Origin of the sequence: Novosphingobium sp. NPDC080210, assembly GCF_050281025.1 — a bacterium.
GTDB lineage: Bacteria > Pseudomonadota > Alphaproteobacteria > Sphingomonadales > Sphingomonadaceae > Novosphingobium.
Genome location: NZ_JBNNWL010000004.1, coordinates 68,738 through 86,586, shown reverse-complemented (window position 1 = coordinate 86,586; position 17,849 = coordinate 68,738). Strand labels below are relative to the sequence as shown.

General features: G+C 64.7%; 17 protein-coding genes. 11 read left to right on the top strand and 6 right to left on the bottom strand.

The window, feature by feature from the left end; translation table 11 throughout:
- Positions 1–119: 119 nt before the first annotated feature.
- The 4 genes from ACQKOE_RS12130 to secB all read right to left on the bottom strand — a co-directional run bounded on the left by ACQKOE_RS12130 (position 120) and on the right by secB (position 4,283).
- Complete coding sequence (locus tag ACQKOE_RS12130) at positions 120–809, bottom strand: DUF4136 domain-containing protein (RefSeq protein WP_427513016.1); 690 nt, start codon at positions 807–809, stop codon at positions 120–122.
- Between the two features lie 290 nt (positions 810–1,099).
- Positions 1,100–2,116 (bottom strand): tryptophan--tRNA ligase, encoded by a 1,017-nt coding sequence (gene trpS, locus ACQKOE_RS12125; protein ID WP_427513015.1) that lies wholly within the window; start codon positions 2,114–2,116, stop codon positions 1,100–1,102.
- A 6-nt stretch (positions 2,117–2,122) separates the two neighbouring features.
- The gene (gene murJ, locus ACQKOE_RS12120; RefSeq protein WP_427513014.1) at positions 2,123–3,730 is read right to left on the bottom strand and encodes a murein biosynthesis integral membrane protein MurJ; all 1,608 of its coding nucleotides are present in this window, start codon (positions 3,728–3,730) and stop codon (positions 2,123–2,125) included.
- A 19-nt stretch (positions 3,731–3,749) separates the two neighbouring features.
- Positions 3,750–4,283: a protein-export chaperone SecB gene (secB, locus tag ACQKOE_RS12115; protein WP_427513013.1), complete on the bottom strand. Its 534-nt coding sequence runs from the start codon at positions 4,281–4,283 to the stop codon at positions 3,750–3,752.
- On the opposite strand from secB, the gene ACQKOE_RS12110 reads away from it, so the two are divergent.
- The 4 genes from ACQKOE_RS12110 to ACQKOE_RS12095 all read left to right on the top strand — a co-directional run bounded on the left by ACQKOE_RS12110 (position 4,282) and on the right by ACQKOE_RS12095 (position 6,970).
- Positions 4,282–4,440, top strand: a complete 159-nt coding sequence (locus ACQKOE_RS12110) for a hypothetical protein (RefSeq protein ID WP_427513012.1) — start codon at positions 4,282–4,284, stop codon at positions 4,438–4,440. The genes secB and ACQKOE_RS12110 overlap by 2 nt on opposite strands.
- A gap of 91 nt (positions 4,441–4,531) precedes the next feature.
- Positions 4,532–5,167, top strand: coding sequence for a Tim44/TimA family putative adaptor protein (locus tag ACQKOE_RS12105; RefSeq protein ID WP_427513216.1), 636 nt, complete (start codon positions 4,532–4,534; stop codon positions 5,165–5,167).
- Positions 5,168–5,174: 7 nt separating this feature from the next.
- Complete coding sequence (mltA, locus tag ACQKOE_RS12100; protein ID WP_427513011.1) at positions 5,175–6,392, top strand: murein transglycosylase A; 1,218 nt, start codon at positions 5,175–5,177, stop codon at positions 6,390–6,392.
- Positions 6,392–6,970: a Smr/MutS family protein gene (locus tag ACQKOE_RS12095; RefSeq protein ID WP_427513010.1), complete on the top strand. Its 579-nt coding sequence runs from the start codon at positions 6,392–6,394 to the stop codon at positions 6,968–6,970. Before mltA ends, ACQKOE_RS12095 begins: the two co-directional genes overlap by 1 nt.
- A 75-nt stretch (positions 6,971–7,045) precedes the next feature.
- Here the strand turns inward: ACQKOE_RS12095 and ACQKOE_RS12090 are convergent, their stop codons facing one another.
- On the bottom strand, positions 7,046–9,394 hold the full coding sequence (locus ACQKOE_RS12090; protein ID WP_427513009.1) for a TonB-dependent receptor: 2,349 nt from the start codon (positions 9,392–9,394) through the stop codon (positions 7,046–7,048).
- Between the two features lie 182 nt (positions 9,395–9,576).
- On the opposite strand from ACQKOE_RS12090, the gene ACQKOE_RS12085 reads away from it, so the two are divergent.
- From ACQKOE_RS12085 to ACQKOE_RS12060, 6 genes are all read left to right on the top strand, one after another.
- Entirely contained in the window at positions 9,577–10,185 is a 609-nt protein-coding gene (locus tag ACQKOE_RS12085; RefSeq protein ID WP_427513008.1) for a TetR/AcrR family transcriptional regulator, read from the top strand.
- 149 nt (positions 10,186–10,334) lie between these two features.
- A complete protein-coding gene (locus ACQKOE_RS12080) occupies positions 10,335–11,207 on the top strand; it encodes an OmpA family protein (protein ID WP_427513007.1) in 873 nt (290 codons plus the stop codon).
- Positions 11,208–11,300: 93 nt separating this feature from the next.
- Positions 11,301–12,827 (top strand): peptide chain release factor 3, encoded by a 1,527-nt coding sequence (locus ACQKOE_RS12075; protein ID WP_427513006.1) that lies wholly within the window; start codon positions 11,301–11,303, stop codon positions 12,825–12,827.
- A gap of 63 nt (positions 12,828–12,890) precedes the next feature.
- A complete protein-coding gene (locus ACQKOE_RS12070) occupies positions 12,891–13,595 on the top strand; it encodes an endonuclease/exonuclease/phosphatase family protein (protein WP_427513005.1) in 705 nt (234 codons plus the stop codon).
- Positions 13,596–13,747: 152 nt separating this feature from the next.
- Entirely contained in the window at positions 13,748–14,086 is a 339-nt protein-coding gene (locus ACQKOE_RS12065) for a P-II family nitrogen regulator (protein WP_374588855.1), read from the top strand.
- Positions 14,087–14,114: 28 nt separating this feature from the next.
- Complete coding sequence (locus ACQKOE_RS12060) at positions 14,115–15,443, top strand: ammonium transporter (protein ID WP_427513004.1); 1,329 nt, start codon at positions 14,115–14,117, stop codon at positions 15,441–15,443.
- Positions 15,444–15,920: 477 nt separating this feature from the next.
- On the opposite strand, the gene ACQKOE_RS12055 is transcribed toward ACQKOE_RS12060, so the two are convergent.
- On the bottom strand, positions 15,921–16,895 hold the full coding sequence (locus tag ACQKOE_RS12055) for an NAD(P)H-dependent flavin oxidoreductase (RefSeq protein WP_427513215.1): 975 nt from the start codon (positions 16,893–16,895) through the stop codon (positions 15,921–15,923).
- A gap of 170 nt (positions 16,896–17,065) precedes the next feature.
- Here ACQKOE_RS12055 and ACQKOE_RS12050 point away from each other — a divergent pair, with 170 nt between their 5' ends.
- Positions 17,066–17,848 (top strand): hypothetical protein, encoded by a 783-nt coding sequence (locus tag ACQKOE_RS12050; protein WP_427513003.1) that lies wholly within the window; start codon positions 17,066–17,068, stop codon positions 17,846–17,848.
- Position 17,849 lies beyond the last annotated feature (1 nt).

The window sequence follows — 17,849 nt, the reverse complement described above, 5'->3', positions numbered from 1 at the left end:
GAGGTGGCATTTGCGTAGCAAATGACGGAGGGGCCGCAGCATCGCGCTACGGCCCCTCCACCACCGCTTCGCGGCGGTCCCCCTCCCCATGAGCAAGCTCACGGGGAGGATCGTTCAGGTCAATTCCGCTTCTTTTCCGGGGCGATCGAGATGCGCACCGTCTCGCCGTTACGGCCAGGGAAGTCGGTGAACATCGCTTCGACCAGGTTGGGCACCAGATAGCCCAGGCGGTTCGAGGTGGAGGCGGCTTCGGCCTTGCCTTCGAACAGGCGCTGGCCATCGGCGCGGCGGTCAATCTTCAGGCTGATCCCGCTGACATAGACGGTGTAGCTGTCGTAATCGGGGCCGAACCACGGATCATACCAGCCGTAACCCCAGGCGCCGCGCGGGTAATAGGGGCTGTAATAACCGCCCCGGCGACCATAATAGCCAAAGCGCGGATAGCCGTACCAGCTCGACCAGTAGGGATCGACAAAGCCGGTGGAGCGGACCTGGGTCCGGCCCTTGTCCACTCCGTAGTCGAACTTGACGAGCAGGTCGGCCTTGGCCGGATCGTTGACTGGGACATAGCCCAGGCTGGCCATCTTGTCGGCGACCAGGTGGGCGTACTGGCTGAACTCCAGGCCGCCGTTCATCAGCGGACTGTCAGCAACAACGGTAAAGGTTTGCCCCTGCGGTGCAGGAAGCTGCGCGGTGAACCGCTGCACGTCGGCCTTGAACGGCGTGGCGCAGGCGGCAAGCGCGGCCAGCATCATCGGCACGAGTGCCAGTTTCAGCCAGCCGATAGGCGTACGGGTATCGTGAGCCATCGACTCATTCCTTTTGGTCATGCCACCGCATGCGATTCGCAGACGGATCAGCGCAAAGTTTAGGATTGAGCCGTTGCTAGGGGAAGCGTGCTGAATAGGGGTTGAATGGAGAAATTGGCCAAGTGGTCACTCCTTCCTTCCCCTCAAACCGTTCGTGGTGAGGAGGTGCTGAAGCCGCAGGCTGAAGTGCCGTCTCGAACCACAGAGCCGTACGCAGTCCTTCGAGACAGCGCCTCAGCCTGCGGCTTCGGTGCTTCCTCAGGACGAACGGGGCAGGGCTTGGCCTGCCTTTACCGGACCAGGCCGAGCGCCTTGTAGGCAGCGGAAAGCGTCGGTCCGGCCAGCTCGCGGGCCTTCAGCGCGCCCTTGGCCAGGATCGCATCCAGTGCCTCGCGGTCCTGTCGCAGTTCGACGAAGCGCGCGTTGATCCGCGCCAGGCTTTCGACCAGCAATTCGCCCAGCGCGGGCTTGAACTTGCCAAAGCCTTCGCCGCCAAAACGAGCCAGCACCGCGTCCTGGCTCTCGCCGGACATGGCGGCATAGATGCCCACCAGGTTGGCCGCTTCGGGGCGTCCTTCCAGCCCGCCCTTGTCGCCGGGCAGGGGTTCGGGGTCGGTCTTGGCCTTCTTGACCTTGGCCATGATCGTATCGGCATCGTCGGTCAGGTTGATGCGGCTCATGTCCGAGGGATCGGACTTGCTCATCTTGGCGCTGCCATCGCGCAGGCTCATGATCCGGGCCGCTTCGGGCGGGATGATCGGATCGGGCAGGGTGAAGACCGGCGCTTCTTCCGATGCGAAGTCGTTGTTGAACTTCTGCGCGATGTCGCGGGCCAGTTCCAGATGCTGCTTCTGGTCCTCACCCACCGGAACGTGGGTAGCCTGATAGAGCAGCACGTCGGCTGCCTGCAGCACCGGATAGGTGAACAGGGCGACCGACTGGCCTTCGCGGTTCTTGCCGGCCTTGTCCTTCCACTGGGTCATGCGGTTCAGCCAGCCCATGCGGCCCGTCCCGCTCAGCAGCCATTGCAGTTCGGCATGGGCCGGAACCTGGGCCTGGTTGAACAGGATCGACTTGTCCGGATCGATCCCGCAAGCCACCAGCGCGGCGGTCATTTCAAAGGTGTTTTCGCGCAATTCGGCCGGAACGTGCGGCATCGAAATGGCGTGCAGGTCCGCCAGGAAATAGAGGCTCTGCCCGCCGCTCGCCGCCACTTCATCCTGCATCTTCACCCAGTTGCGGATCGCCCCCAGGTAATTGCCGAGGTGAAGGTTGCCCGTGGGCTGGATGCCGGAAACGATGCGCATGAAAGGTTACTCTACTTCTAGGATCTCATCGTCAGCCTTGGTGCGCGGCTGACGGCGCCGCCTTAGCTGGGCGAGGACCGACTTGTCGATGGCTCCTACCGCAAAGGCGACCGCGAAAAAGCTCACCATGCCTGCCAGGACGATCAGGGCCAGGGACCAGGCGCGGTCATACCAGGGACCGGAATACTGCGCTGCGAACTGCGGAGTGAGCCACCACAGCAGCGCGCCCATCGCGGCTGTGGCCAGGACCTGGCGCAGCACCTTGCCGGCCAGCTTCCAGGTAAAGTGGAACCAGCCGCGCCGGTGCAGGATCGCATAGAGCAGCAGGCAGTTCAGCGTGGCTGATGCGGCCGTGGCGCTGGCCAGTCCGACGATGCCCCATTGCCGCACCACTGCGACATTGAGGAAGATGTTGAACACCAGGCTGACCAGCGCGGTCCAGACCGGGGTGCGGGTATCCTCGCGCGCGAAGAAGCCGGGGTTGAGGATCTTGACGATCACATAGGCAGGTAGGCCGCAGACCAGGGCGACGACAATGTCCGCCATGATCGCCCCGTCGGCGGGCGTGAACTTGCCGCCGACGAAGAACGCGGTGCAAAAGGCCGGGGCGCAGATCGCCAGGGCGGCAGCGGCGGGCAGAGTCAGCAGGGTGCCGATTTCGAAGGCATTGGCTTGCAGGCGCTGCGCCTCTGCCCCATCGCCGGTGTGGATGTGTCGGCTCAGCATCGGCAGGATCGCGGTGCCCAGGGCAATGCCGACAATCCCTAGAGGCATCTGGTTCAGCCGGTCCGCATATTTCAGCAGCGTGAGCGAGCCCTGTTCCAGGCTGGTGGCAAAAAACGTGTCGACGAACTGGCTGACCTGATAAATCCCGGCGCCGAAAGTCGCAGGCAGGATCAGCTTGCCCAGCCGCTTCACTTCGGGCGTCAGGCGCGGGGCGGACACTTTCAGCCGCACCCCGGCCTTGCGGGTCTCCCACCACAGGTAGAGGAACTGCGCCACGCCCGACAGCGCCACGGCTGCGGCCAGGGCAATGCCGACAACCGTATCGTCGTGGCTCTCCCCGCGCAGGTGACTGCCGAGCAGGATGGCCGAGATCAGGAAGACGTTGAGCAGGACCGGCGCAAAGGCCGCCGGGCCAAAGCGCGAGCGCGCGTTCAGCACCCCTGCCAGCATGGCCATCAGGCTGATGAAGCCCAGATAGGGAAAAGTCACCCGGCTGAGGAACACGGCGAGATCGAACTTGCCCGGAACCTCCGCAAAGTCGCTGGCCAGCAGCCAGACGATCGCTGGCATGAAGATCATGGCTGCCGCGCTGAATAGCAGCAGCACCCAGACGAAGACCGACAGGACATCGTTGGCAAAGCGGTTGGCCTCTTCCTCGCCTCCTTCGCCGTGCAGCGCGCGGCTGTACATCGGCACGAAGGCGACGCTGAAGGCCCCTTCCGCGAACAGGCGGCGGAAGGTGTTGGGCAGGGTAAAAGCCAGCTGGAAGGCATCTGCGACAAGGCCCGCGCCAACGACGCGGGCCATCATCATATCGCGGACAAAGCCGAATACCCGGCTAACCGCAGTCAGTCCGCCGATTGTCCCGACATTTTTGGCGAGGCTCATCGGCGGGACCTGGGAAGGCTCAGGCTTCGCTGGGAAGGGCTTCGCCTTCGCCGTTTTCCTGGGCTGCCTGCGAAGCGGCAAGCTGCTGCAGGTAGATGCCGTTGAAGTCCACCGGCTCAAGCAGCAGCGGCGGGAAACCGGCATCGCGCACGGCGTCGGAAATCACGCGGCGGGCGAAGGGGAACAGGATGCGCGGCGCTTCGGCATAAGTGAAGGCGTGCTTGTGGGTGTCTTCCATGTTGCGCATGCCGATCAGGCCGCAATAGGACAGGTCGATGATGAAGGCGGTGCCGCCCTGACACTTGGAAGTGACCGCGATCTTCAGTTCGACTTCGCTCACTTCCGGGTTCAGTTCGCGCGCGCCGATGTTGAACTGCACGTCGATCTGCGGCGGATCCTGCCACTGGAACGAATCCGGCGCGTTCGGGTTTTCGACCGACAAGTCCTTGATGTACTGCTGGATAATTCCGGCCGCAGGCATGGTATCCGCGCCATTCGGCTGGGGGCCATCCAGGTTGATGTCGGTGATGATGTTGTTGCCTTCGTCGGCCATGATCGTCGCTTTCAAGCAGGTTGAACGTGAATTGGCCGCGCGCCTAGCAGGCGCGGGACTTTCCGGCAACGGTTATGCCGCTGTGCCACCTTGGCACCGCTTGCCCGCAAAAATTGCACGAAATGCGCCGTCCACGCGTTGTTCATTTGTCAAGTGATCCTATTTGTAGCAAGAACCGCTGTGCATTTGCCGCATCTGCGGCTGGGACTGGTACCTTGGACAAGACCGTAGAAATCGTCATCATCGCCATGGTCGCAGCCTTTCTGGGTCTGCGCCTGTATTCCGTGCTGGGCCGCCGTGCCGAGCATGAGGAGCAGCCGCTGCCGCCGCGCTTTGAGCCGAAAGGTCCGCGCAGCGATGCACCGCGCAGCCTGGTGGGTGAAACCGGTGGCTCCGCTGGCGCCCCGCAGGCGCTGGTACCGGGCGTGACTCCGGCGATCGAGCGCGGCATTCGCGAAATTGGTGCGGCCGATCGCGGCTTTGACCTGCTGGCTTTTCTGGAAGGGGCCAAGGGCGCCTATCGCATGGCGCTGGAGGCTTTCTGGCGTGGCGACCGCGAAGCCTTGGCGCGGCTGTGCGATGCCGATGTCCTGGCCGGGTTCAACGCGGCCATCGATGCGCGCGAAGCGGCCGGCGAAAAGCTCGACTACAAGCTGGTCCGGATCGAGGATGCGACGGTTGTCGCAGCCGAATACCGCGCGCCCTATGCCCGCGTGACCGTGCGCTTTACCGCTGACATTGCCGCCGTGATCCGCAATGCCGATGGCCAGGTGATCGCCGGTTCGCTGAACGATGCGGTGGAAACCTGCGACCTCTGGACCTTCAGCCGCGACGTCAATTCCGCTTCGCCGGACTGGCTGGTCGACGAAACCGACGAAGGCTGATTTCGGGATGCTAGGGGGCGGCCTGCGCTGGCTCGCGGTGGCGGGCCTGTCCCTTGCCCTGATTGGCTGCGGACGGATCATTCCGGAAGGCCGCGTTCCGCCGCCCGTGGCTTCGGTCCCCGTTCCCGGCAAGCCCGTAACCCCTGCCGCTACGGCCCTGACCGCCGGGTTTGCCGCTGGTCCCGCCATTTCCTCGCTCGGCCTGCGCCGCGACGACGCGCGCGGGGCCCTGCTGTCTTTCCGCACCAGTTGCCCGCGCCTGACCAGCCGGTCCGATTCGTCTGGCCTGACCCAGCCCGGCGATTGGAAGCCCGCCTGCGAGGCGGCGGCAAAATGGCCGGAAACCGAAGCGGCGCAGTTCTTTGCCACCTGGTTCGAAGCCGTGCGCATCGGCGACGGCAAGGCCTTTGTGACCGGCTATTACGAGCCGCAAATCGCCGGAGTGCGCACGCGCCGGGCGGGCTATGACGTGCCGGTCTATGGCTTGCCCGCCGATCTGGTCCGCGCCCGTCCCGGCGATGCGCCGCCCAATCCCAACGGCACCCAGCCGCTTGGCCGCTATGACGAGAAGGGGCGCTTCGTGCCCTATTTCGACCGCGGCGAGATCGAGGACGGAGCGTTGATGGGCAAGGGGCTGGAAATTGCCTGGGCGGCGGATCCGGTCGAGCTGTTCTTCCTGCAAGTGCAGGGATCGGGCCGCCTGGTTGGACCGGACGGCGCAGTGATGCATATCGGTTATGCCGGGCAGAACGGTCATGCCTATACCGGCATCGGCGGCCTGATGCGTGACCGGGGCCTGCTCGGCAGCGGGCCGGGGAAGTACTCCGGTTCGATGCAGGGCATCATGCAGTATATCCACGAAAATCCCGAAGCAGGCCGGGCCCTGATGCGCGAGAACAAGAGCTATGTCTTCTTCCGCGAAATCGGGCCGGACGGTCCGCTGGGCGCACTGGGCGTGCCGGTGCGCGCGCGTGACAGCGTGGCTGCGGACCCGGCCTTCGTTCCGCTGGGTGCGCCGGTCTGGCTGGAGCTTGACCGGGGCGAGGCAAGCGGGCTGTGGGTTGCGCAGGATACCGGGGGCGCGATCAAGGGTGCCAACCGGTTCGACAGTTTCTGGGGCGCGGGCGACACGGCCCGGACGATTGCCGGCGGCATGAGCGGGCGCGGCGAGGCGCTGCTGCTGCTGCCCAAGGGTACGCTCAAGAAGCTGCAACAGGCCCGGTAATGCGCCGCCCGCGCGGACTCTTGCCAGACGAAGCGGAACTGTGGGGGCGAGTTGCCCGTACCGTTACGCCGCTGCGCCGGGTGTCGCGCAAGCTCGCGGAAACCGATCCGCTTCTCTCCGCACCGCTGGAACCCGCGCCCGCACCCAAGCCTGCTGCCAAGGTGAAAGGCCGGGTTCCGCCCCCGCCGCCACCGCCCGTTGCCGCCCCCGAACGCCAGCGTCCGCTTGACCGGCATGGGCTCGACGGGTCTTGGGAAAAGAAGCTGTCCCGCGCGGAAGTTCATCCCGATTTCACGCTCGACCTGCATGGCCACGGGCTGGACGCGGCCTATGCGCGGCTCGATCATGGCCTGGCCCAGGCCCTGGCCATGGGGGCGCGGGTGGTACTGGTCATTACCGGCAAGCCGCGCCCGGTAGAAGCGGCGGACAGAGGAGAGCGGCGCGGCGCAATCCGGGCCAAGCTGCTCGACTGGCTCGCCCACGGCAGCCATGCCCACCGGATTGCCTCGGTCCGGGGCGCGCACCGCAAGCACGGCGGGGCCGGTGCGGTCTATGTAATCCTTAAAAGAACGCGCTGACCTTCGGATTGAAGGCCAGCGCGCTGCAAGTTCTCGCCAGGTCCGCCCGAAGACGGACCTGGCCAGGGAGGAAACTTAGAAGTTGATCGTGCCGGTCACGAAGACCTGGCGGGGGCTGCCGTAGAACGCGGTCAACGTGCCTTCCCGGCCCAGTGCGGAAGCAAAGGGCTGGGTCACGGCGCCGGTCGTGGCATTGGCAGCCATGAAGGTATAGCCCGAGGTCTTGTAACGCTCGTCCGTCAGGTTCTTGCCATAAACGCCCAGCGTCCATGCCTTGTTCGGAGCCTGGTACACGATCTGCGCGTCGAACAGCTGGTATGCCGGCTGGTCCAGGTAAGCGTTCGGCACTTCGAACTGGTAGGTCTTGCTCTTGAACGACATGCCGCCGCCAATGCTCAGCTTACCTTCGCCCAGAGCCATGCTGTAATCCAGCGCGGCGTTGCCCGACCATGCCGGGGTGTTCTGGATGCGGCGGTTCGCTGCCACGTCGGTCGGCGATCCGCCGATGTTCGTGATGTACTTGGTGAACTTGGCGTCGATGTAGCCGACCGAGCCGCTCAGCGTCAGCGTGCCGGTGTCGTTGTCGATGATCTTGGCGCGGGTTTCGAATTCGAAGCCCTTCATGCGCGCCTTGCCCGCGTTCGACACGACCCCGCAGAAGGTCGGAACCTGGGTCACGACGCCGTCAACCAAGACCTTGCTGGTGCAGGCGACCGAGCCAGGGATCTGGACGTCGGTGTAGTCCATGTAGAACCCGGCAGCCGCAACATAGAGGCGGCGGTCCAGCAGGTTGGCCTTGTAGCCTACTTCATAGCTGTCGACCTTTTCCGGAAGGAAGGTCAGGAACGCAGCCGCTTCTGCGTCAGACGGAATGCCGTTGGCATTGGTCGTCGGAGCGCTGGTGCCCACGCCGCGCGGGTCGAAACCGCCGCCCTTGAAGCCCTGCGAATACGAGGCATAGAGCGTGGTATCGTCGTTCGGCTTGAACGAGATGGTCGCCTTGGGCGTGAACTTGTTGAAATCGGCCTTGCCGCGGAAGTTGGTCGACGGCGCGCCGAACAGGATGGCCGTGCCGCCAAATGCCGGCGATCCGCCCAGGTAGTTCTGGCGCAGGATGCGGCCGCTGCGCTCGTCCCAGGTGTAACGGCCGCCCAGCGAGAGGCTGAGCGCGTCCGTGAGGTTGATCGTCACGTCGGCAAAGCCGGCCATGGTGTCGGTGCCGATGTCCGCTTCGGTGAAGGCGGTCAGACCCGGGAACAGCGCATTGTTCCACAGCCGCACGTCAAACTGGGTCAGGGCATTGGCGTTCAGGTAATAGAAGCCGACCAGGCCCTGGACCGGACCGGCATCGACCAGCATCTGCAATTCCTGGCTGAACTGGTTGTTCTTGTAGAACGCGGGCACGTCCACATCGACTGCGGGCAGCGCGTCGAAATCGATCGGGCTGAAGCTTTCATCGGCGCGGTAGGCGGTGATCGAGCGGAAGGTCAGCGATTCGGTCGGCTGGGCCTCCATGAACAGCGAGACGCCCCAGCCTTCGACGTCCTGGCGCGGATTGACCAGGCCGCCACGGGTGTCGAACACGTTGTCCAGGACCGGCGCGTTCGAGAGCAGGCTGGTGATCAGGCGGTGACCGCCGCGAGCCGAGCTCTTGTCATGGATCCAGTCGCCAGAGACGCGGGCGAAGAAGTCAGTGCCGTGGACTTCAAGCGTGCCGCGCGCGGCATAGACGTTCTTGTCATAGTTTTCAGCGCCCGTGGTCAGGTTGGTCCCGAAACCGTCGCGGGTCAGGCGGGCGAAAGAGCCGCCAACCCGGACCACGCCGGCGCTGTCGACCGGGGTCGAGGCAGTGATGACGCCATCGGCCTGGTTGTAGCTGCCATAGGTGCCGCGCACTTGCAGGCGGAAATCGTTGGGCAGGCGCTTGGTCACATACTTGACCGCGCCGCCCACGGTGTTGCGGCCATAGAGCGTGCCCTGCGGACCGCGCAGAACTTCGATGCGTTCGACGTCATAGATGTCGAGCACCGCACCCTGCGGGCGGTTCAGGTAAACGTCGTCGAGATAGATGCCGACGCCCTGTTCAAAGCCCGAAACCGGATCCTGCTGGCCAATCCCGCGGATGAAGGCCGAAAGGGTGGAGTTGGTGCCGCGGCTGGCTTCCAGGGTCACGTTGGGCACCTGTTCCGCCAGCGCGGTGATGTCCATTGCGCCGGTGTTGGCAAGCTGGTCGCCGGACAGGGCGGTGATGGCGATCGGCACGTCGACCAGCGTTTCCTCACGGCGACGGGCAGTGACGATGATCTCGCCCGAATCGCTCTCGGCCGATGCTTCGGCGTCCTGAGCATGAACCGGCGTGGCGGTGAAGCCGACGAATGCGCTTGCGATCAGCGAAGCGCGGCACAGCAGGGCAGTCTTACGCATGGGTATAATCCCTCCCAGTTAAATCCTTCCCGCGCAGCGTTCTCGCGGGCTCCTGTCATCGGCTTATATAAAAGTTGAACCAGGTTTCAACTTTGTTATGCTTGCAAGTGCGAGGGGAGTGGTTGAAAGTGACAAAACGTGGCGCGGGTGCAACACCGCCTGCCAGGATTAGGGGGAGGCGAATGGAGGCCGACAGCGCCACAGGGCAGCTGCGCGAACCGCGGACTGAACGCGGGCGGCGGACCCAGCGCGCCATCCTGGATGCAGCGGCCGCCGAATTTGGCGAGAAGGGCTTTCACGAAAGCTCGATCGTTTCGATAACCATCCGCGCGGGCGTCGCCCTGGGCAGCTTCTACACCTATTTCGAAAGCAAGGAGGCGCTGTTCAAGGCGCTGGTGGCCGATATGTCGGGCCGGGTGCGCGATCACGTCGCGCCGATCCTGGGCGGCCACGAAGGCGGCGCGGTGGAGGCAGAGGGAGTCGCGCTGGAAGCCTTCCTGCGCTTTGCCCGCAGCAACAAGGAAATCTACCGGATCATCGACGAAGCGGAATTCGTCGCCCCGGAAGACTGGCGCGCCCACTATGTCACCACGGCAACCCGCATCCTCGAGCGGCTTCAGGCGGGCCGCGCCAATGGTGAATTGGGTCTGGAGCCGGACGAAGTCCATGCCTGGGCCATCATGGGGATGAACGTGTTCCTGGGCCTGCGCTTTGGCGTGATGGACAGCGATGCTGACCTGGGAGAGGTGGCGGCAAAGGCCAATGCCCTGCTGCAACGCGGGCTGGGCTGAGCGCGACAAAGCAACCTGGTTTAACGGTTCGCCACGCGGGATGACCGGGTCACCCCCGCATTGCCGGCGCTCGCCTTGACTCGGTTCCCGCCCCCGGCAGTTAGCCCAGGACCGCGCGGATGGGTGCGGTAGTCATTCGGAGTTGCCCAGTGCGTTTGAATTCGATCCGGCCCGCGAACCTGGCCCTGTGCGCCATGCTGGCCCTGTCCACCGGCGCGGTCCCTGCCCTGGCGCAGGAAGCGGCCAATCCCAACATTACCGTGGTCGGCACAATGCCCGCCGATCCGGCCACCCTGCCTGCCGGTCCCGACATCAAGGGCACCATCGTTGCCCGCAATGGCAGCAAGATCAAGGTGACCGCTCCGGACGGCTCCAGCAGCGTGATCACGCTGACCGACGTGACCCAGGTCAAGGCGAGCGGCGGCCTGTTCGGCGGCAAGAAGGGCAAGTTCACGATTGATTCGCTGCTCAATGGCCTGCCGGTCACGGTCAAGACCCGCCAGGCGGCGGACGGCCTTTATGCCAGCCAGGTCACTTTCAAGGCGGGCGACCACAAGACCGCGATGATGATCCAGCAAGGCACCGCGCAAGGCTTTGCCGAGCAGAGCGCCCAGACCGAAGCGCTGCGCAGCCGCATGGGCGACATCGACAAGTACAATATCAAGAGCACTACCAACGTCTATTTCGACACCGGCAAGTGGGCCCTTTCGCCCAGCGCGCGAAGCGAACTGTGCGCCGCTGCCGCCCAGGCAGGCACCAACGAAAACGCCCTGATGCTGGTGGTCGGCTATACCGATTCGGTCGGCGACGAGGATTACAACCAGACGCTCAGCGAGAAGCGCGCAGGGGCGGTGATCAATTACCTGCAGCAAGCCTGCAAGTGGAAGCCGTACCGGATGCTAACTCCCACCGGCATGGCTGAATCCGACCCGCTGGCCGACAACGAAACGCCTGAAGGCCGCGCGCAGAACCGCCGTGTTTCGGTCAACGTGCTGGTCAGCAAGGCGCTGGACGTCGAATAAGGGCCGCCCGGCACAAGGGAAAGTCATAGGCCTGACCGGCGGGGCGCACTCCGCCCATGACTTTCCGCCCTTACCGCGTTAAGGGCCCGGCCCATGTCGAACCGCCGCACCTTTGCCATCATTTCCCACCCCGACGCGGGTAAGACCACGCTGACCGAAAAGCTGCTGCTGCAAGGCGGCGCGATCCACTTGGCGGGCGAGGTCAAGGCGCGCGGCGCAGCGCGGCGGGCGCGGTCGGACTGGATGAAGATCGAGCAGCAGCGCGGCATTTCCGTGACCAGCTCGGTCATGACCTTCGAGCGCGACGGGGTGACGTTCAACCTGCTCGACACGCCGGGCCACGAGGACTTTTCCGAAGACACCTATCGCACGCTGACGGCGGTGGACTCCGCGATCATGGTGATCGACGCTGCCAAGGGCATCGAGCCGCAGACCCGCAAGCTGTTCGAGGTCTGCCGCCTTCGTTCGGTTCCGATCATCACTTTCGTCAACAAGGTCGACCGCGAAGGGCGCAGCGTATTCGAAACGCTGGACGAAGTGGCCGACGCCCTGGCGCTCGATGTCTGCCCGATGTCCTGGCCGATCGGCATGGGGGGCGAGTTCAAGGGCGTGCTCGACTTTGCCACCAATACCATCAGCCGCCCCGAAGGGGACAGCCGCGAATTCCTGGGCAAGCGCGATCCGGTTGGCGAAGGCAGCATTCCGGCGGACATTGCCGAGGAAATCGAACTGGCCCAGGCCGGCTATCCCGCTTTCGACCTGGAGGCCTATCGCCACGGCGACCTGACCCCGGTCTATTTCGGCTCCGCGCTGAAGAACTTCGGCGTGGCCGAACTGATCGACGCAATTGCGAAATATGCCCCGCCGCCGCGCCCGCAGCCCAGTGAGCAGGGGACGATCAGCCCGGACAACAGGGAAGTGACCGGCTTCGTCTTCAAGGTCCAGGCCAACATGGACCCGATGCACCGTGACCGGATCGCCTTCATGCGGCTGGTTTCCGGTACGTTCAAGCGCGGCATGAAGCTGACCCCGTCGGCACTGGGCAAGCCGGTGGCGATCCATTCGCCGATCCTGTTCTTTGCCCAGGACCGCGAGATTGCCGACAGCGCCGAGCCCGGCGACATCATCGGCATTCCCAATCACGGCACCCTGCGCGTGGGCGATACCCTGTCCGAAACGAACAAGGTCCGCTTCACCGGCCTGCCGAACTTCGCGCCCGAAATCCTGCGCCGCGTCGCCCTCAAAGACCCGACCAAGACCAAGCAATTGCGCAAGGCGCTGGATGACCTGTCTGAGGAAGGCGTGATCCAGGTGTTCTATCCCGAAATCGGCAGCCAGTGGATCGTCGGCGTGGTCGGCCAGCTCCAGCTCGACGTGCTGATTTCGCGCTTGGAAGCGGAATACAAGGTCGAAGCCATGCTGGAAGCCGCGCCCTTCGATACCGCGCGCTGGATCAAGGGCAGCGACGCTGCGCTGAAGCAGTTCGCCGATTTCAACAAGAGCAACCTGGCCAAGGACCGCGATGGCGATCCGGTGTTCATGGCGCGGTCTGCCTGGGACGTCAGCTATCAGCAGGAAAAGAACCCGGACCTGACTTTCAGCGCGACCAAGGAACGATAGGGCGGGGCCTTACCCGCGGCGTGCTTGCGGATGCACCGGCGTGGTCCTAGATTGGCGGCGCCCATGGAATTGACCTTCGCCAGCTACAACATCCACAAGGCAGTTGGTCTGGACCGGCGGCGCGATCCCGAACGGATCCTTTCCGTCCTGCACGAAATCGACGCTGACGTGGTGGCCTTGCAAGAAGCCGACCGCCGTTTTGGCAAGCGCGAGACCGTGCTGCCGCGCGACATGCTGGACGATCTGTCGCATTACCACGCCGTCCCGCTCAACCACCGGCCGGATTCGATCGGCTGGCACGGCAATGCCTTGCTGGTGAAGCGCGGCATTTCGGTGATGGACGCGGGCGTCGTCCCGCTGCCGACGCTGGAACCGCGCGGGGCCGTGCGGGCCGACCTGCTGGTCCATGGCAAGCGGGTGCGGGTGGTGGGAATGCACCTCGACCTGTCGGGCCTGCGCCGCCGCCAGCAACTCCGCACGATCCTGGGCCACGTCAAGGATTGCGGGCCGAACTGTCCGTCAGTGCTGATGGGCGATTTCAACGAATGGGCGCTGCACGGGGGGTGCTGGCGCGAATTTCTCTCTCCCTGGCAAGTCCTCATGCCGGGCCGCTCCTTCCCCTCGCGCCGGCCGGTGGCACAGCTCGACCGGATCGTGATTTCGGACGAATGGACCGTCACCAAGACCCATGCCCACCACTCCGCCCTGGCCGCAGTGGCATCGGATCACCTGCCGGTGGTGGCCACTCTAGGCCTGCCTAAAAAATAGGCAGTTGCGCAGCATTTGAGCGCCCCGAATTTACGCGGCGCAGGGAAGTTTCAATCTAGGCCTTGAACTGAAACGAAATTGCCGAATTGGCACGGCGCTTGCTGTGTCTCCCCTGCCGGCGCGGTGCCGGCCAAGAAAGTCAGGGGACCGGCATGAAATTCATCATCGCCATCATAAAGCCCTTCAAGCTCGACGAGGTGCGCGACGCGCTGTCCGCGCTGGGCGTAGCGGGCATGACCGTATCCGAGGTCAAGGGCTTCGGGCGGCAAAAGGGCCAGACCGAAATCTACCGGGGCGCGGAATATTCCACCAACATGCTGCCGAAAGTGAAGATCGAAGTAGGCGTCAGCGACGATCTGGCCGGCCAGGTGATCGAGACGATCCAGCAGGCCGCCAGCACCGATTCCATCGGCGACGGCAAGATCTTCGTGCTCGACCTGGCTTCGGCCACCCGCATCCGCACCGGCGAAACCGGGGACACCGCGCTGTGAGGCGCGGGCAAACAGGAGGACAAACGCAATGATCCGCAAGATGATGCTTGGCCTGGCGGCAACGGGGGGCAGCCTGATGGCAGCCAGTGCCGCATGGGCCCAGGAAGCCGCCCCTGCCGCGGCGCCTGTGGTCGACAAGGGCGATACCGCCTGGATGATGACCTCTACCCTGCTGGTGCTGTTGATGGTGCTGCCGGGCCTCGCCCTGTTCTATGGCGGCCTGACCCGGACCAAGAACATGCTGTCCACCATGACCCAGATCGGCGCGGCGGCCTGCCTCGCCATGGTGATCTGGGTGGCCTATGGCTACGGCCTTGCATTTGGCCCCGAAGGCAACGCCTTCATCGCCTGGGGCAAGTGGTTCCTGGCGGGCGTAACGCCGGACAGCCTGGCGGACACGTTCAGCGACGGCTTCAAGCTGCCGGAATACGTGTTCGTTTCCTTCCAGATGACCTTCGCCGCGATCACGGTCGCGCTGGTCCTGGGTTCGGTGGTTGAGCGCATGAAGTTCGCTGCCGTCATGGTCTTTGCGGCAGTCTGGCTGACGATCGTCTACTTCCCGATTGCGCACATGGTCTGGGCGGTTGGCGGCCTGTTCTTCGAAATGGGCGCGCTGGACTTCGCCGGGGGCACCGTGGTCCACATCAATGCCGGTGTCTCGGCGCTGGTCGCGGCCCTGATCCTGGGCAAGCGCATCGGTTACGGCAAGGACATCATGGCGCCGCACTCGCTGACCATGACCATGATCGGCACGGGCTTGCTGTGGGTGGGCTGGTTCGGTTTCAACGCGGGTTCCGCACTGGAGGCGAACGGTTCGGCGGCGCTGGCCATGATCAACACCTTCGTTGCTACGGCGGTTGGCGCCCTGGTCTGGATGCTCGCGGAAAAGCTGGCTGGCCACAAGGCATCGGCCCTGGGCTTCTGCTCGGGCATCATTGCCGGCCTGGTTGCAGTCACTCCGGCCGCAGGCAACTCAGGTCCGCTGGGCGCCATGGCCCTGGGCGCCGTCGCTGCAGTGGTCTGCTTCCTGGCCGTGACAGTGCTCAAGCCCAAGCTGGGTTATGACGACTCGTTGGACGCGTTCGGCATCCACGGGGTCGGCGGCATCGTCGGCGCACTGGGTACGGCAGTGGTCTACTCGCCGCTGCTGGGCGGACCGGGTGATGGCTCGACCAGCATTGCTGACCAGCTCGTCACCCAGGCCGCAGCAACCGGCGCAACGATTGTCTGGGCCAGCATCGGCACGGTCATCGCCATGTACGTCGCCAAGGCCCTGACCGGGATCCGCGTCTCCGAAGAAGTCGAGCGCACGGGCCTCGACCTCGGGGAACACGGCGAGCGTGCCTACAACTACTAAGCTTCACCAGATTGGCGGGTTCGGGGCTCCTCCCTCTCCTCCTCCCCGGATCCGCCAACCCACGTTCCTCCTGCGAACGACAACTCAAAGGGCCGGAGCATTGCTGCTCCGGCCCCTTTTTTGTCCGCCTACCGCTCCGCTCACCCCTGAGCTTGTCGAAGGGTGTTTGCAGCTGAGTGTGCCCATTCGTCTGGCGCTGTGGGCCATGGCGCGGTTTGATTGGTTCGCGCAGAGACGCAGAGAAGAAAGAAAAGGTGCGGAGGATTTGACCGCCGCAGGCCTGCGCATTCGGTCCGGTCCACTGGTCGTACAGTTGCATCGCGGCAAAGCGGCAGACTGATCCCTTCGCGCCTCCCTTTCTTCTCCGCGCCTCTGCGTGAACTATTCCCCGGCTTCGACAAGCTCAGCCTGAGCGGGGTGAGAGGGGGGTGGCGTCCAAATCCGCTCAGCCTGAGCGGGGGCTTTGGTTCGCGGCTGTCAGGACAGCGCCGCTTCGCACTCAGCCATCAGTTCGGCCATGATATCGGCAACCGGTTCTTCCTTGCTGACCATGCCGACCGACTGTCCGGCCATGACCGAGCCATTCTCGACATCGCCGTCGATCACGGCGCGGCGCAGGGCACCGGCCCAGAAGTGTTCGATCTGCAACTGGGCCTCGCCCATTTCGATTTCACCGGCGTCGAGCAAAGCCGCGATTTCGCGCTGCTTGGCCGTGAATTCCTCGGTACCCTTGTTCTTCAGGGCGCGGACCGGGATGACCGGCAGGCGCGGATCGACCTGGACCGAGGCGACCGCATCGCGCGCATTGGCGCGGAAGAATGCCTGCTTGAAATTGGCATGGGCAATGGATTCGCTGGCACAGGCGAACCGGGTGCCCAGCTGGACCCCGCTCGCGCCCATTTCCAGATAGGCCGCGATCATTTCGCCACGGCCAATGCCTCCGGCCACGAAAACCACGTGCTCTTCAGCCAGGGCGGGGAGGAATTCCTGGGCCAGGACGGAAGTGGCAACCGGGCCGATATGGCCGCCGGCTTCGCTGCCTTCGATCACCAGCGCGTCCGCGCCGGAACGCAGCAGCTTCTTGGCGAGGGCGAGGGTGGGTGCGAAGACCAGCACTTTCGCGCCGAATTCCTTGATCGCCTCGACACTCCCCTTGGGCGGAATGCCGCCAGCCAGGACGACATGGCCGACCTTGTGCTTGGCGCAGACCGCAATCAGGTCGAACAGCGCGGGGTGCATGGTGATCAGGTTCACGCCGAACGGTTTGGCGGTCAGCGCCTTGGTCGCGGCGATTTCGGTGTCGAGCAATTCAGGCGTCATCGCCCCGCAGGCAATCACGCCGAAGCCGCCGGCATTGCTGATCGCAGCGACCAGATTGCGTTCCGACACCCAGCTCATCGCGCCGCACAGGATCGCGTGCTCGGTCCCGAGGAAGGCGCGGCCGCGCTCCATCAGCGCATGAGTCTTGTCGTACACTTGGAAATCCCCCGGTGGTCGTAGCGTCGCGCGCCTATAGGGAATCGCGCCGCGCTGCGCCAGTCCCAGGCAAATATTCACCGGGCATCTTGCCCGCGCGGCGCGATGGGGCCAAGGAAAGCGCACCGTCGCGCGTCAGAGGCCGCTTGTTCCACTCCCTTCGCCATTATGCAGTTTCGGCCAGCGCAGACTGGCGTGAACGCGGTTCGCAGCGGGCGACCGGCTTTGTCCTGGCGCTGGCGGCAGAGGCGCTGCTGGTGCTGGCCGTGCTCTCGCTAGGCTGGACACGGGACGAGCCCAAGGTGCCGGAGCGGAACCTGGTCAGCGTTTCATTTGAGGCGTCGGACCGGAAGAGCGAGGAAAAGGCGCCCGCTGCGAAGGCCGCGCCCAAAGCCGAAAGCGCGCCGCTTCAGGCCGCTCCGCCGCAGCAGGCGGTGCAAAGCCCCGATCAGACCCCGCCCGCGACCACGAATCCGCCGGCGATCATTCCGGTGGCGCGGGATCAGATGGCGGCTTTCGACCTGTCCCGGATACCGCGACAGGCCGCTCCGGCACCCGCACCGGGGCGGGGAATGATGGGCCCGGCCAATTACGGCGTGCCGGGGGATAGCAAGCGCGTGGGCACCGCACCCAACGGCCAGCCGATGTACGCCGCCGCCTGGTACCGCGAACCCTATGACGATGAGCTGAAGGGCTATCTCTCGACCGCGCAGGGGCCAGGCTGGGCGCTGATTACCTGCCGCACCGTGGCCGATTACCGGGTCGATAGCTGCGTGGGGCTCGATGAATATCCCGATGGCTCGCAGATCCAGCGCGCCGTTCTGGCTGCGGCATGGCAGTTCCGCGTCCGCCCGCCCCGCGTCAACGGGGTCAGTCAGGTCGGTTCCTGGGTCAGGATCCGGATCGATTACTCCGACAGGCGCAATTGAT

Bases quoted from the DNA above. Each gene is read 5' to 3' on its own strand.
- ACQKOE_RS12130 (WP_427513016.1), bottom strand. From the start codon at position 809: ATGGCTCACGATACCCGTACGCCTATCGGCTGGCTGAAACTGGCACTC.
- trpS (WP_427513015.1), bottom strand. From the start codon at position 2,116: ATGCGCATCGTTTCCGGCATCCAGCCCACGGGCAACCTTCACCTCGGC.
- murJ (WP_427513014.1), bottom strand. From the start codon at position 3,730: ATGAGCCTCGCCAAAAATGTCGGGACAATCGGCGGACTGACTGCGGTT.
- ACQKOE_RS12110 (WP_427513012.1), top strand. From the start codon at position 4,282: ATGATCGTCGCTTTCAAGCAGGTTGAACGTGAATTGGCCGCGCGCCTA.
- secB (WP_427513013.1), bottom strand. From the start codon at position 4,283: ATGGCCGACGAAGGCAACAACATCATCACCGACATCAACCTGGATGGC.
- ACQKOE_RS12105 (WP_427513216.1), top strand. From the start codon at position 4,532: ATGGTCGCAGCCTTTCTGGGTCTGCGCCTGTATTCCGTGCTGGGCCGC.
- mltA (WP_427513011.1), top strand. From the start codon at position 5,175: ATGCTAGGGGGCGGCCTGCGCTGGCTCGCGGTGGCGGGCCTGTCCCTT.
- ACQKOE_RS12095 (WP_427513010.1), top strand. From the start codon at position 6,392: ATGCGCCGCCCGCGCGGACTCTTGCCAGACGAAGCGGAACTGTGGGGG.
- ACQKOE_RS12090 (WP_427513009.1), bottom strand. From the start codon at position 9,394: ATGCGTAAGACTGCCCTGCTGTGCCGCGCTTCGCTGATCGCAAGCGCA.
- ACQKOE_RS12085 (WP_427513008.1), top strand. From the start codon at position 9,577: ATGGAGGCCGACAGCGCCACAGGGCAGCTGCGCGAACCGCGGACTGAA.
- ACQKOE_RS12075 (WP_427513006.1), top strand. From the start codon at position 11,301: ATGTCGAACCGCCGCACCTTTGCCATCATTTCCCACCCCGACGCGGGT.
- ACQKOE_RS12070 (WP_427513005.1), top strand. From the start codon at position 12,891: ATGGAATTGACCTTCGCCAGCTACAACATCCACAAGGCAGTTGGTCTG.
- ACQKOE_RS12065 (WP_374588855.1), top strand. From the start codon at position 13,748: ATGAAATTCATCATCGCCATCATAAAGCCCTTCAAGCTCGACGAGGTG.
- ACQKOE_RS12060 (WP_427513004.1), top strand. From the start codon at position 14,115: ATGATCCGCAAGATGATGCTTGGCCTGGCGGCAACGGGGGGCAGCCTG.
- ACQKOE_RS12055 (WP_427513215.1), bottom strand. From the start codon at position 16,895: ATGGAGCGCGGCCGCGCCTTCCTCGGGACCGAGCACGCGATCCTGTGC.